General features: G+C 69.0%; 15 protein-coding genes, 1 tRNA gene and 1 riboswitch. Of the genes, 8 read left to right on the forward strand and 8 right to left on the reverse strand.

The genetic code is table 11. The features are described 5' to 3' along the window. Nucleotides 1-73 precede the first annotated feature (73 nt). The gene (locus BG418_RS36200; protein WP_188278279.1) at nucleotides 74-2,605 is read left to right on the forward strand and encodes a transglycosylase domain-containing protein; all 2,532 of its coding nucleotides are present in this window, start codon (nucleotides 74-76) and stop codon (nucleotides 2,603-2,605) included. A gap of 16 nt (nucleotides 2,606-2,621) precedes the next feature. On the opposite strand, the gene BG418_RS36205 is transcribed toward BG418_RS36200, so the two are convergent. The 3 genes from BG418_RS36205 to BG418_RS36215 form a co-directional block, all read right to left on the reverse strand. Then, nucleotides 2,622-2,942 (reverse strand): multidrug efflux SMR transporter, encoded by a 321-nt coding sequence (locus BG418_RS36205; RefSeq protein WP_188278280.1) that lies wholly within the window; start codon nucleotides 2,940-2,942, stop codon nucleotides 2,622-2,624. 50 nt (nucleotides 2,943-2,992) lie between these two features. After that, nucleotides 2,993-3,067, reverse strand: a riboswitch (guanidine-III (ykkC-III) riboswitch). Nucleotides 3,068-3,115: 48 nt separating this feature from the next. Then, a complete protein-coding gene (locus BG418_RS36210; RefSeq protein WP_067159470.1) occupies nucleotides 3,116-3,448 on the reverse strand; it encodes a co-chaperone GroES in 333 nt (110 codons plus the stop codon). Nucleotides 3,449-3,527: 79 nt separating this feature from the next. Next, a complete protein-coding gene (locus BG418_RS36215; protein WP_188278281.1) occupies nucleotides 3,528-3,881 on the reverse strand; it encodes a DUF3618 domain-containing protein in 354 nt (117 codons plus the stop codon). Nucleotides 3,882-4,016: 135 nt separating this feature from the next. Here BG418_RS36215 and bcp point away from each other — a divergent pair, with 135 nt between their 5' ends. The 4 genes from bcp to BG418_RS36235 all read left to right on the forward strand — a co-directional run bounded on the left by bcp (nucleotide 4,017) and on the right by BG418_RS36235 (nucleotide 6,184). Further along, the gene (gene bcp / locus BG418_RS36220; RefSeq protein WP_188278282.1) at nucleotides 4,017-4,484 is read left to right on the forward strand and encodes a thioredoxin-dependent thiol peroxidase; all 468 of its coding nucleotides are present in this window, start codon (nucleotides 4,017-4,019) and stop codon (nucleotides 4,482-4,484) included. Between the two features lie 140 nt (nucleotides 4,485-4,624). Beyond that, on the forward strand, nucleotides 4,625-5,248 hold the full coding sequence (locus BG418_RS36225) for an HNH endonuclease (protein WP_188278283.1): 624 nt from the start codon (nucleotides 4,625-4,627) through the stop codon (nucleotides 5,246-5,248). 56 nt (nucleotides 5,249-5,304) lie between these two features. Beyond that, the gene (locus BG418_RS36230; RefSeq protein ID WP_399001636.1) at nucleotides 5,305-6,102 is read left to right on the forward strand and encodes an HNH endonuclease; all 798 of its coding nucleotides are present in this window, start codon (nucleotides 5,305-5,307) and stop codon (nucleotides 6,100-6,102) included. Nucleotides 6,103-6,109: 7 nt separating this feature from the next. Then, a tRNA-Leu gene (locus BG418_RS36235) sits at nucleotides 6,110-6,184 on the forward strand. A gap of 52 nt (nucleotides 6,185-6,236) precedes the next feature. On the opposite strand, the gene rdgB is transcribed toward BG418_RS36235, so the two are convergent. From rdgB to BG418_RS36255, 4 genes are all read right to left on the reverse strand, one after another. Then, nucleotides 6,237-6,839: an RdgB/HAM1 family non-canonical purine NTP pyrophosphatase gene (gene rdgB / locus BG418_RS36240; protein ID WP_188278285.1), complete on the reverse strand. Its 603-nt coding sequence runs from the start codon at nucleotides 6,837-6,839 to the stop codon at nucleotides 6,237-6,239. 28 nt (nucleotides 6,840-6,867) lie between these two features. Beyond that, nucleotides 6,868-7,248: a hypothetical protein gene (locus tag BG418_RS36245; RefSeq protein ID WP_188278286.1), complete on the reverse strand. Its 381-nt coding sequence runs from the start codon at nucleotides 7,246-7,248 to the stop codon at nucleotides 6,868-6,870. Between the two features lie 95 nt (nucleotides 7,249-7,343). Then, nucleotides 7,344-8,081, reverse strand: a complete 738-nt coding sequence (gene rph / locus BG418_RS36250; protein WP_188278287.1) for a ribonuclease PH — start codon at nucleotides 8,079-8,081, stop codon at nucleotides 7,344-7,346. 223 nt (nucleotides 8,082-8,304) lie between these two features. Continuing rightward, entirely contained in the window at nucleotides 8,305-8,538 is a 234-nt protein-coding gene (locus BG418_RS36255) for a glucose PTS transporter subunit EIIB (RefSeq protein WP_019886687.1), read from the reverse strand. A 261-nt stretch (nucleotides 8,539-8,799) separates the two neighbouring features. Between BG418_RS36255 and BG418_RS36260 the strand changes: the two genes are divergently transcribed. Beyond that, entirely contained in the window at nucleotides 8,800-10,098 is a 1,299-nt protein-coding gene (locus tag BG418_RS36260) for a PTS transporter subunit EIIC (RefSeq protein WP_188278288.1), read from the forward strand. A 331-nt stretch (nucleotides 10,099-10,429) separates the two neighbouring features. Beyond that, a complete protein-coding gene (locus tag BG418_RS36265; protein WP_188278289.1) occupies nucleotides 10,430-11,692 on the forward strand; it encodes a PTS transporter subunit EIIC in 1,263 nt (420 codons plus the stop codon). A 71-nt stretch (nucleotides 11,693-11,763) separates the two neighbouring features. Here the strand turns inward: BG418_RS36265 and BG418_RS36270 are convergent, their stop codons facing one another. After that, nucleotides 11,764-12,516 carry an MBL fold metallo-hydrolase gene (locus BG418_RS36270; protein ID WP_188278290.1) on the reverse strand — a complete coding sequence of 251 codons (753 nt, stop codon included), beginning with the start codon at nucleotides 12,514-12,516 and terminating at the stop codon, nucleotides 11,764-11,766. A 199-nt stretch (nucleotides 12,517-12,715) separates the two neighbouring features. Here BG418_RS36270 and BG418_RS36275 point away from each other — a divergent pair, with 199 nt between their 5' ends. Then, complete coding sequence (locus BG418_RS36275; protein WP_188278291.1) at nucleotides 12,716-13,180, forward strand: type II toxin-antitoxin system PemK/MazF family toxin; 465 nt, start codon at nucleotides 12,716-12,718, stop codon at nucleotides 13,178-13,180. The last annotated feature ends 73 nt before the right edge of the window (nucleotides 13,181-13,253 follow it).

The following is a 13,253-nucleotide window of genomic DNA, read 5'->3' on the forward strand; positions in this document are numbered from 1 at the left end:
ACGGCTTTTCCCCGGCCGGACGTGCAATATGGGCGTACGACGCGATTCCGACATCCGCAGTGGCGAGAGGGACATGAGCGACGACGAGCAGCCGGACCGGCCGAGACAGCCCGGCTGGGCCCCTCGGGACCCGGCGTCCGGCGGGCCGGACGCGGCACCCGGCGCCGCCCCGGCACCCGGTGTCGGCCCGGCGAACGGTGGCCAGCCCGACAGCAAGAGGAAGCGCACCGGCTGGCGGCGGTTCCTGCCCAGCTGGCGCTGGGTGCTCGGGACCGTCCTGGTCATCGCCCTGCTGCTCATCGGCGGCTTCATCGCCGGGTACACGCTCGTCCACATCCCGCCCGCCAACGCCACCGCGACCGCCCAGTCCAACGTCTTCCTGTACGCGGACGGCAGCCAGCTCGCGCGCGACGGCGAGGTCAACCGCGAGAACGTCAAACTCGCGCAGATCCCGCTCACCGTGCAGCACACCGTGCTCGCCGCCGAGGACCGCGACTTCTACTCCGAACGGGCCGTCGACCCCAAGGCCATGGTCCGCGCGGCCTGGAACACCTTCACCGGCAAGGGCAAGCAGTCCGGCTCCACCATCACCCAGCAGTACGTGAAGAACTACTACCTGGGGCAGGAGCAGACGATCAGCCGGAAGTGGAAGGAGTTCTTCATCGCCATCAAGCTCAACCGCGAGGTGAGCAAGGCGGACATCCTGGAGGGCTACCTCAACACCAGCTACTTCGGCCGCAACGCGTACGGCATCCAGGCCGCCGCCCAGGCGTACTACGGCAAGGACATCGAGAAGGTCACCACCGCCGAGGGCGCCTACCTGGCCTCGCTGCTCAACGCCCCCAGCGCGTTCGACGTGGTCGCCCACCCCGAGAACAAGGGGAAGGCGGTGGCGCGCTGGAACTACGTGCTCGACGGCATGGTCAAGAAGAACTGGCTGAGCCCGGCCGAACGGGCCGCCACCACCTTCCCGGTGCCGGGCAAGGCGCGGCCCGCGGCCGGGATGGCCGGACAGCGCGGCTATGTGGTCGAGGCCGTCAAGGACTATCTGACCACCAACAAGATCATCGACGAGAACACCCTGGCCAAGGGCGGCTACCGGATCACCACCACGCTCCAGCGCGCCAAGCAGGACGCGTTCGTCGCCGCCGTCGACGACAAGGTGATGTCCAAGGTGAGCGCCGACCGCAAGGTCGACCGCAACGTCCGCGTCGGCGGCGCCTCCATCGACCCGGCGAGCGGCAAGGTGCTCGCGATGTACGGGGGCATCGACTACACCAAGCAGTACGTCAACAACGCGACCCGGCGCGACTACCAGGTCGGTTCGACCTTCAAGCCGTTCGTCTTCACCTCGGCCGTCGAGAACGCGTCCAAGACGCAGGACGGGCGGACCATCACGCCCAACACCATCTACGACGGCACCAACAAGCGCTTCGTACAAGGCTGGTCGGGAACCGCCTTCAACCCCGCCAACGAGGACGACGTCTCGTACGGGCCGATCACGGTGCGGACCGCCACCGACAAGTCGGTGAACGCGGTGTACGCGCAGATGGCCGTGGACGTCGGCCCCAAGGCGGTCCGGCAGACCGCGGTCTCCCTCGGCATCCCGTCCAGCACGCCCGACATGCCGAACGGCCCGGCCATCGCGCTCGGCACCGCGACCGCGTCCGTCCTGGACATGACCGAGGCGTACGCGACGCTCGCCAACCACGGCAAGCACGGCACGTACTCGCTGGTCGAGTCGGTCACCAAGGACGGTGAAAAGGTGGACCTGCCGTCCAACGACACCAAGCAGGCCGTCAGCCGCGAGTCAGCCGACACCACCACCTCGATCCTGCAGAGCGTCGTCGAGGGCGGCACCGGCACGGCCGCGCAGGCCGCGAACCGTACGGCGGCGGGCAAGACCGGCACGGCGGAGGAGGACAAGGCGGCCTGGTTCGCCGGGTACACACCCGATCTGGCCACCGTCGTCGCGGTGATGGGCCAGGACCCCGACACGGCCGTCCAGAAGTCGCTGTACGGGGCGCTGGGCCAGGACCGCATGAACGGCGGCGGGCCGCCCGCGCAGGTGTGGGCGCAGTACACGGCCGCGGCCCTCAAGGGCACCGAGCCGCAGGACTTCGACCTCCAGCTCCAGGACGGCGCGGCGATGCCGCCGCCGGTCGAGACACAGGCGCCGAACCCGAACCAGAACACACAGGGCCAGACCCAGGGTCAGGACCAGGGCCAGACGCAGGGCCAGGACCAGGGGCAGACCCAAGGCCAGACGCAGGGCCAGACCCAAGGACAGACCCAGGGACAGACGCAAGGTCAGACACAGGGCCAGACCCAAGGGCAGACGCAAGGCCAGACGCAGGGGCAGACCCAAGGGCAGACGCAGGGCGGGACCACCAACGGGGGCACCACCAACGGCGGCACCACCGACGGCGGCACCACGACCACCGGCCCGACCAACGGCGGCACCACGGACGGCGGCACCACCACCGGCGGCACGACGGCGGGCACGGGCGGCACCGGCGGGGCGGCACAGGGCACGACGACGGCCGGGACGACGGCCGGTGGCGCGGACCGCCCGCGCCGCCAGCCGCGTACACGTACGGGGTAATGGCTTCTATGGCCGGCTAGTGGCCGGAGGTCGCCTTGAGCCCGACCACCGCCACGAGCAGCAGACAGACGAAGAAGATCCGGGCGGCGGTGGCGGGCTCGCCGAGCACCACCATGCCGAGCACCGCCGCACCGGCCGCGCCGATACCGACCCACACGCCGTAGGCGGTGCCGATGGGCAGGGTCTTGGCGGCCTGCGAGAGCAGCAGCATCGAGGCGACGATCCCGGCGCCGGTGAGCACGCTCGGCCCGAGCCGGGTGAAACCGTCGGTGTACTTCATCCCGATCGACCAGCCGACTTCGAGCAGACCGGCGACGAGCAGCAGAACCCAGGCCATGACGGGCACCTCCGAGAGACGTTCACGCGCGTACGGGCGTGCGCGCGTGGGGTGCGTCGTCTTGTCCTGACCCGGTACGACGCGTCTCGTCGGGGTGCTACTAGGTGCTTCAAAGATAGCAAAGGGCAACCAAAAGGGCTGGTGACACCGGTCACCAGCCCCTTCTGAGACGCCTACAGATAAAGCCCGGTCGAATCCTCGGAAACCCGCTCCGAGGCGACGGCGTGCAGATCGCGCTCACGCATCAGTACGTAGGCGATGCCGCGCACCTCGACCTCGGCGCGGTCCTCCGGGTCGTACAGCACCCGGTCGCCGGGCTCCACGGTCCGGACGTTCTGGCCGACCGCGACCACTTCGGCCCAGGCCAGCCGCTTGCCGACGGCGGCGGTGGCGGGGATCAGGATGCCGCCGCCGGAACGCCGTTCGCCCTCGGGGGTGTCGGACCGGACCAGCACGCGGTCGTGGAGCATCCGGATGGGCAGCTTGTCGTGGGTGTTCTCGCTCACGGACTCGAACCTACCTGCCCGTGCACCCGGCGTATGCCGAAGGGCGAACGCGGATGGGGCCGGGAGGGAGCGCGCGGGGTCAGCCGCGCTTCTTCTTGGCGGCCTTCGCCGCCCTGGCCGACGACTTCGACGAGGACATGGCGAGAAGGCCGACGAGACCAACGGCGAGGAGCGCGACCGGAACGACGCGTTCCATGCGGGGTGCGCCGTCCTCGTGCACGAACTGGGCCTTCACGTCCGAGACGGTCTTGTTCACGGCGACGAAGGCCCGGCCCGCGGTCCGGTCCACGGCCGAGGCGACCTTGGCCTTCGCGTCCCCGACGATCGTCGCGGGGTGCAGCCGCACACCGATCTCGTCGAGGGTCACCGCGAGCTGATCCCGCCGGCTCCTGATGTCCGCCTCGATCTGCGCAGGGGTCCTGGCTTCCGACACTGCGCCGCCTCCGTCGCTGTCATGGGTATCCGTCATCGACAGTCTGTCAGCTCTGCCGCCGATGCACTGTCACAGGCCCCCATTAGGCTCTGTCCGAGTACGCCCCACCCTCGGCCCTTCCGGAGGAAGACCCCCATGAGCGAGCGACTCCAGCCCGGCGACACCGCCCCCGCCTTCACCCTGCCCGACGCGGACGGCAACGAGGTCTCGCTGGCGGCGCACAAGGGCCGCAAGGTCATCGTGTACTTCTACCCGGCCGCCCTCACGCCCGGCTGCACCAAGCAGGCGTGCGACTTCACGGACAACCTGGAGTTCCTGACCGGCCACGGCTACGACGTCATCGGCGTCTCCCCCGACAAGCCGGAGAAGCTGGCGAAGTTCCGCGAGAAGGAGTCCCTGAAGGTCACCCTCGTCGGCGACCCGTCGAAGGAGGTCCTGGAGGCGTACGGCGCGTACGGCGAGAAGAAGCTGTACGGCAAGACCGTCACCGGCGTCATCCGCTCCACGGTGATCGTGGACGAGGACGGCAAGGTCGAGCGCGCGCTGTACAACGTGAAGGCGACGGGCCACGTAGCCAAGATCATCAAGGACCTGGGGCTCTGACCGACCCTGGTCGCCCACGGAACGGCCCGTACCGCGCCCTGCCCGGTACGGGCCGTTCCACATCCCGGGTGTGACTGTCCGGAATTCGGTTCGTTACTCCGTACGAGGCTGCGAACGCGTGGCCGGGACGGAGGGGAACGATGGGGGTCAGGTACACCCGCGAGCTGTTACAGGAGGCGGCGCGGGAAACGAAGCACATCGACGACGCGGTGCGGTGGTGTGGAGGTCGGCCGACGCCCGGCAGCAGGCGCTATCTGCGGCAGAAGATGGCCGCGGCCGATATCGACATAGCCCACCTCGCGACCAATCAGGTCCGCCACACCGAGGAGCACCTGCGTTCGGCGGTCGCGGCGTCGACCAGCTTCAAGGACGTCGTGCGCCATCTGGGGATCAGCCAGGTCGGCGGAAACCAGGCCCATATCAGTCGACGCATCGCGGCTCTGGGAATCGACACATCGCACTTCTCCCAGACGCGGAATGGGCGCCCGAAGGGCTCGCTGGGCGACGCTCTCGTGCTGCGCAGCCGCGAGGACGGCAGGATCCCGGGCGCGCGGTTGCGGCGGGAGCTCCTTCGGATCGGAGTGCCCGAGTGCTGCGCGGGGTGCGGAATCGGAGCCGAGTGGAACGGCAAGCCACTCAGGCTGGAGGTCGACCACATCAATGGGAACTGGTGGGACAACCGGCCGGAGAACCTGCGTCTGCTCTGCCCCAACTGCCATTCGGTGACAGACACTTATCGAGGACGACGGAGAGCTTCGGCATGAGCACCCCCAGGTACACCCGCCGACTCCTCGCTCGGACTGCTGCCGACTCCGTCAGCATGGTCGACCTCATGCGGCGACTGGATGCTCCACTGGGAGCCGGCCCGCGCCGCTACCTGGAAATGCGGCTCAAGCACTACGCCATCGACACAGGACATTTTCGCGAGGAGGCCCTGCCCGCACGGGAGCGCCGTTCCTACTCGAAGGACATCCTCGCGGAAGCCGCCGGTCACTCCCACAGCATCCGGGAAATGATCGAGTACATGGGCTTCTCCCCTCGCGACTGCGCATACGGGCACATTCGGAAGAAGCTCGACCAGTTCGGCATCGACACCACGCACTTCACACGCGGGCGGGGACGCGTACCTGGCATCCTCCCGCGAGAACCGCTCGCCTCGATGGTGGCCCACTCCGTCAGCCTGGCCGGAGTACTCACCGCGCTGGGGATCGAGAACAACGGTGCCAGCCGCGCGCGAGTGGCGCGCAGCGTGAAAGCACACGGCATCTCAATCGACCACTTCACAGGACAGGCGCACCGCCGCGGCACTGGTTCTCCACTCCGCAAGTCGGCAGTCGAAGTGCTGCGGCGGCTCGCACCGGGCTCATCGCGGACCAAGACCGCCTTGCTGCGGCGTGCACTGGACGATCTGGGTATCCCTCACGCCTGCGCCGAGTGCGGCACCGGCGACACATGGCACGGCAAACGCCTGGTCCTGGAGATCGACCACATGAACGGCGACCGACTGGACAACCGCCGCGAGAACCTGCGGTACCTGTGCCCGTCCTGCCACAGCCAGACGAGCACCTTCTCGAACCGATCTCGACATACAGCCCCTGCTCACGGCCCAGTACAGTAGGCGTGTTGGGCCCGTACCCCAGCTGGCTAGAGGGCGCCGGTTTAGGTCCGGTGTGTCGTGGGTTCGAGTCCCACCGGGCCCACTGACGAAGGGCGTGACGCATCCGCGTCACGCCCTTCGTGATACCCCGGGCGTCAGCCCAGCAGCTCCCGTACCACCGGTACCAGGGCCCGGAACGCCTTGCCGCGGTGGCTGATCGCGTTCTTCTCCGCTGCCGTCAGCTCCGCGCACGTACGGGTCTCGCCCTTCGGCTGGAGGATCGGATCGTAGCCGAAGCCGCCGGTGCCCGTGGGCTCGTGGCGGAGGGTGCCCTCCAGGCGGCCCTCGACCACGCGTTCCGTGCCGTCGGGGAGGGCCAGGGCGGCCGCGCAGGCGAAGTGGGCGGCGCGGTGTTCGTCGGCGATGTCGCCGAGCTGGGCGAGGAGCAGGTTGAGGTTGGCCTTGTCGTCGCCGTGGGCGCCGGCCCAGCGGGCGGAGAAGATGCCGGGCGCGCCGTTCAGTACGTCCACGCACAGGCCCGAGTCGTCGGCGACGGCCGGGAGTCCGGTGGCCTGGGCGAGCGCGTGGGCCTTCAGGAGCGCGTTCTCGGCGAAGGTGACGCCGGTTTCCTTGACGTCGGGGATCTCCGGATAGGCGTCGGCGCCGACCAGTTCGTGGGGCAGTCCGGCGTCCGCGAGGATCGCGCGGAGCTCGGTGATTTTGCCGGCGTTGCGGGTGGCGAGGATCAGGCGGGTCATGCCCCCAGTATCGGGGGCGCGCCGTGCGTCACGGTGTGCAGACCTTGCCGACTTCCTTCGCCGCGTCCCTTACCGGGCTGATGTCGGGGGTGTTGTCGCCGTTCTTGATGGCCGAACGGACGTTGCCGACCGCCTTGTTGAGGTTGTCGACCGCCTTGGAGAGGTCGGCGTCGTCCGTCTTGCCCTTGAGCGAGGAGAGGTCCTTGTCGATGTTGTCCAGGGCCTGGTCGGCCTTGGTCGGGTTGTCCGTCGCGTTCGCCACCGCGCGGCCGAGGTCGTCGACGCTGGACGCGATCGCGTCGGCCGTACGGACGCAGTCGATCGCCTTGTCCACGGCCCCGCACCCGACCACGGTGGACAGGGCCACGGCTGCGGTGACGGTGGCCAGTGCGGTGCTCGCGCGGCGCATGTGCGTCCTCCCCCGGATGTGCGGACGGGCGTACGGTTCGGCCCGTACGCCCGTATGGGTGGGGACGCGGGGAGGCGTCCCCGGGTTGCCCCTCGTTACTCGCCGAGCGTGCGGCCCAGTGCCTCGACCTGGAGCGCCGCGAGGTCCGCGCAGCCGCCGGTCGCGAGGTCGAGCAGCGCGTTGAGCTCCTTGCGGTCGAACGGCTCGGCCTCGGCCGTGCCCTGGACCTCGACGAAGCGGCCGTCGCCGGTGCAGACGACGTTCATGTCGGTCTCGGCGCGCACGTCCTCCTCGTAACAGAGGTCGAGGAGCGGGGCGCCGTCGACGATGCCGACGGAGACCGCGCTGACCGTGCCGGTCAGCGGCTGGCGGTTCGCCTTGACCAGCTTCTTGGCCTGGGCCCAGGCCACCGCGTCGGCGAGCGCGACGTACGCGCCGGTGATCGCGGCGGTGCGGGTGCCGCCGTCGGCCTGGAGGACGTCGCAGTCCAGGACGATGGTGTTCTCGCCGAGCGCCTTGTAGTCGATGACGGCGCGCAGCGAGCGGCCGATGAGGCGGGAGATCTCGTGCGTACGGCCGCCGATCTTGCCGCGTACGGACTCGCGGTCGCCGCGGGTGTTGGTGGAGCGCGGCAGCATCGAGTACTCGGCGGTGACCCAGCCCTCGCCGCTGCCCTTGCGCCAGCGGGGGACGCCCTCCGTGACGGAGGCGGTGCAGAAGACCTTCGTGTCGCCGAAGGAGATGAGGACGGAGCCCTCGGCGTGCTTGCTCCATCCGCGTTCGATGGTTACGGGGCGGAGCTGTTCGGGGGTGCGGCCGTCGATACGAGACATGCCCCGAGCGTAGCTCGTGGCTGTCTCGCTCCCGGAGGCTGCGCCCCCGGACCCCCTTTCGGGGCTTCGCCCCGGAACCCTTTCGTCTGCGGACCGTGCTCGCTTGCTCGCGCAGTTCCCCGCGCCCCTTAATGGCCCTTCGGGCCCCCTGGGAGCGTCGCAGCCGTACGCGAAAAGGGGCCCTCCCGACCCGGGAAAGCCCCTCTTCAGGCAGACGTGTCGCTCACATCATGTCTTCGATGTCCGCCGCGATCGGGTCCGCGTCGGTGCCGATGACGACCTGGATCGCGGTGCCCATCTTGACGACGCCGTGCGCGCCCGCGGCCTTCAGGGCGGCCTCGTCGACCTTGCTCGGGTCGATGACCTCGGTGCGCAGGCGGGTGATGCAGCCCTCGACCTCTTCGATGTTGTCGATACCGCCGAGCCCGGCGACGATCTTCTCAGCCTTGCTGGCCATGTCTGTCTCCCAGTTCTTTCAAAGACCGTTGTGGCGGCGCACCGCAGGTACTTCGTACGACCGCAGTTCCGCTTTGTCACCGTAACGCACGTTTGGCCCAGTTACGCGAGCGAGCCCCGGCGCCCTGGCCAAGGATGACGATCACCGGTACCGCGCCCGTGCGGCCAGGCTCCGGACGATACCGCAACTGGTCTACACCAGTGTGCAACGCATCCCGGAACTGGCTTGTTCCGGCGGGACGGACGGGACGGAGGGTCGCCGATGAGCGCGGACAGCGCGGCAGTGGACCGGCCGAAGTGGTGGAACGGCGCGTTCCAGAACCTCCAGAAGATGGGCCGCAGCCTCCAGCTGCCGATCGCCGTCCTGCCAGCCGCCGGCATCCTCAACCGCCTCGGCCAGCCGGACGTGTTCGGCAAGGACGGGCTCGGCTGGACCGACGTCGCCAAGGTCATGGCGGGCGCGGGCGGCGCGCTGCTCGACGCCAACATCGGCCTGCCGCTGCTGTTCTGCATCGGCGTCGCCATCGGCATGGCCAAGAAGGCGGACGGCTCCACCGCGCTCGCCGCCGTGGCCGGATTCCTCGTCTACTACAACGTGCTGCACCAGTTCCCCAAGGACTGCCTCGCCGGGGCGAAGGCGATCGCGGCCGGGTGCCAGGCGAACGACGGCACAGTTGCGCCCTTCACGTTCCAGAACCCGGGCGTCTTCGGCGGCATCGTCATGGGCCTGCTCGCCGCCTGGTTCTGGCAGCGCTACCACCGGGTCAAGCTGGTCGACTGGCTCGGCTTCTTCAACGGCCGCCGGCTCGTCCCGATCATCATGTCGTTCGTCGCGATCGGCTTCGCCGCGCTCTGCCTGTGGATCTGGCCGCCGATCGGCAGTGGCCTGGAGCACTTCAGCGACTGGCTGGTGGGGCTCGGCGCCTGGGGCGCGGGCATCTTCGGCGTCGCCAACCGCGCGCTGCTCGTCATCGGTCTGCACCAGTTCCTGAACGTGCCCATCTGGTTCCAGTTCGGCAGCTACACCAAGCCGGACGGGACCGTGGTGCACGGCGACATCAGCATGTTCCTGGCGGGCGATCCGAACGCGGGCCAGTTCACCACCGGCTTCTTCCCGATCATGATGTTCGCGCTGCCGGGCGCGGCGCTCGCCATCGCGCACTGCGCCAAGCCGCACCGGCGCAAGCAGGTCGCGGGCCTGATGCTCTCGGTCGGCCTGACCTCGCTCGTCACCGGCATCACCGAGCCGATCGAGTACTCGTTCCTGTTCATCGCCCCGCTGCTGTACGCGATCCACGCCGTACTCACCGGCGTATCGATGGCGGTGACCTGGGCGCTCGGTGTGAAGGACGGCTTCAGTTTCTCGGCGGGTCTCATCGACTACGTCATCAACTGGAATCTGGCGACCAAGCCCTGGCTGATCATTCCGATCGGCCTGTGCTTCGCCGTCGTCTACTACGCGCTCTTCCGTTTCGCGATCATCAAGTTCGATCTCCCGACGCCCGGCCGCGAGCCGGAGGAGTTGGAAGAGGAGATGGAACGGGACGTCACGAAGGCGTGAACCACCCGGATACGGGTAGCCGGACGTGCGGATACGCAAGGTCACTTCATAACGGCGGCGTCGCGTCGCAATAACGGCGGCATAACCGAAGAGCCCTTCAGCAAAGGCCTTGGACCCTGTGGTCCGGGGCCTTTGTCCGGCTTGCCGGAATGTATGGCCCACCCCACAGAAATTGCAGGTTCCTTATCTAACCCTCACCGTGCTACAACTGGTCTACACCACTCAATGGTGTAGACCACGCGGGCTCGACCGCGTTCCCCCCTGAGACGCCGCCGTCCCCCCGAGCTTTTCCGTGTCCCCCGGGCGGCGCCTTGCCAACTGGAGGAAGTTGATGAGTACGGCAACCGCCACGGCGGCGCCCGCGAAGAAGCGGGGTGCCGGCCTGTTCCAGGGTCTGCAGAAGGTCGGTCGCAGCCTGCAGCTGCCGATCGCCGTACTGCCGGCCGCGGGCATTCTGCTCCGCCTCGGTCAGGACGATGTCTTCGGCAAGGACGGCCTCGGCTGGGGCAAGGTCGCCACGGTCTTCGCGACCGCCGGTGACGCGGTCTTCTCCAACCTGCCGCTGCTCTTCTGCGTCGGCATCGCGATCGGCTTCGCCAAGAAGGCCGACGGCTCCACCGCGCTCGCCGCCCTGGTCGGCTTCCTGGTCTACAAGAACGTGCTCACCGCGTTCCCGGTGACCGACGCCGTCGTGAACACCACCGCCAACAAGGGTGTCGACGTCGCCGCGACGTACAACGACCCCAAGGTCTTCGGCGGCATCATCATGGGCCTGCTGGCCGCCGTCATCTGGCAGCGGTACCACCGCACCAAGCTGGTCGACTGGCTCGGCTTCTTCAACGGCCGCCGCCTCGTCCCGATCCTCATGGCCTTCGTCGGCACCGCGATGGGTGTGCTGTTCGGCCTGGTCTGGGAGCCGATCGGCCACGTCATCACCAACTTCGGTGAGTGGATGACCGGCCTCGGCGCCGTTGGCGCGGGCATCTTCGGTGTCGTCAACCGCGCGCTGCTGCCGATCGGTATGCACCAGTTCGTGAACACCGTCGCCTGGCAGGAGATCGGCGACTTCAAGGACTCCAGCGGTGCCATGTGGCACGGCGACCTGCCGCGCTTCTTCCACGGCGACCCGACCGCCGGCCAGTTCATGTCTGGCTTCTTCCCGATCATGATGTTCGCGCTGCCGGCCGCCGCCCTGGCGATCACGCACTGCGCCCGCCCCGAGCGCCGCAAGGCCGTCGGCGGCATGATGATCTCACTCGCGCTGACCTCGTTCGTCACCGGTATCACCGAGCCGATCGAGTTCGCGTTCATGTTCATCGCGCCGGTCCTGTACGTGATCCACGCGATCCTGACCGCCGTCTCGATGGCCGTCACCTGGGCGCTCGGCGTGCACCACGGCTTCAGCTTCTCGGCCGGTGCGATCGACTACGTCCTGAACTGGAACCTGGCGACCAAGCCCTGGATGATCATCCCGATCGGCCTGGTCTTCGCGGCGATCTACTACTTCGTCTTCCGCTTCGCGATCCTCAAGTTCAACCTCACCACCCCGGGCCGTGAGCCCGAGGAGGAGGTCGAGGACCTGACGAAGGCGTAAGCCCCGTAGGTGATACGTGGAAGGGCCCCCGGAACCGAGCGTTCCGGGGGCCCTTCTTCGCGTACGCGCTCTCAGAGCTCGTACACCGCTCCCGGAACTGCGAGTTCCACCGGGCCGGAGTACGCCGAGCGGGCGTCCGCCAGGTTGACGTCGCCGTCCGTCCACGGCGGGATGTGGGTGAGGACCAGGCGGCCGACGCCGGCGCGGGCGGCGTGTTCGCCGGCCTCGCGGCCGTTGAGGTGCAGGGCCGGGATGTCCTCCTTGCCGTGCGTGAAGGACGCCTCGCAGAGGAAGAGGTCGGTGCCGTCGGCCAGCTCGTGCAGCGCCTCGCAGACGCCGGTGTCGCCGGAGTACGTGAGGGAGGCGCCGCCGTGCTCGATCCGGATGCCGTACGCCTCGACGGGGTGGCAGACGCGTTCCGTACGCACCGCGAACGGGCCGATGTCGAACGAGCCGGACTTCAGCGTGTGGAAGTCGAACACCTCGCTCATCGAGGAGGCGGAGGGCGTGTCGGCGTACGCCGTGGTCAGCCGCTGCTCGGCGCCCTCCGGCGCGTACACCGGCATGGGGGCGCAGCGGCCGCCCTCGTGGCGGTAGTAGCGGGCGACGAAGTAGCCGCACATGTCGATGCAGTGGTCGGCGTGGAGGTGGCTGAGGAAGATCGCGTCGAGGTCGTAGAGACCGATGTGGCGCTGCAGCTCGCCCAGGGCGCCGTTGCCCATGTCGAGGAGCAGCCGGAAGCCGTCGGCCTCGACGAGGTAGCTCGAACAGGCCGATTCCGCGGACGGGAACGACCCGGAGCAGCCGACGACGGTGAGCTTCATGGAGCGTGAACCTCCGGGAGCGGCAAGGGGACGAGGAGGGCGGCGGGAGGTCGTGCGGTCCGTCGAGCGTAAGGCGCCACGCTGCCGGTCGCTCCTCAGTGGCGGGCCGTTGTGGGGGAACTCACCTGCGCTGTCACCGGTTCGGGCGGTGTGTGGACGGGGCGCGCGCGGCGGGGTGGGCGCCGGTAACGTCTGCGGTATGGACACGTCTTGGTGGCTCGCGGTGCTCGCCGTCGTGGTGGTCGCGCTGGGGGCCGCCGTGGTGGACGGGCGGGGGCGTGCGCCGCGGCCGTCCCGGCCAGGGGGGCGCCTGCGTCCTCCGGGGCGCCCTGGTCCGCGCCGGGGGCGGGAGCGGCGTCCCGCGCCGGGGGAGATCTGGTGGGCGGACGTTCCGTACGAGGACGGGCCCGGCTCGAAGGACCGGCCCTGCCTGGTCCTGTCCGTACGGGGTGACCGCGCTCTCGTCGCGAAGATCACCAGCAAGTTCCATGAGGAGCAGGCGGGGGTGATTCCGCTGCCGCCGGGGACTGTGGGCGACGCTCAGGGGCGTCCCAGTTTCCTGGAGACGGATGAGCTGCGGGATGTTTCGGTGTGGGAGTTCCGCCGGCGGGTGGGGGTGGTGGATCCGGTGGTGTGGGATCAGGTGCGGTATCTGGCGGGCTGAGGTGTGTTGGCCCCTCCCCGCCCCTTCCCGAAACTCTCCGAGGGAGCTGGTCGGCTGCGGACCGTGCTGGGTT

The organism is Streptomyces sp. CBMA152 (genome assembly GCF_014596475.1).
Lineage (GTDB): Bacteria > Actinomycetota > Actinomycetes > Streptomycetales > Streptomycetaceae > Streptomyces.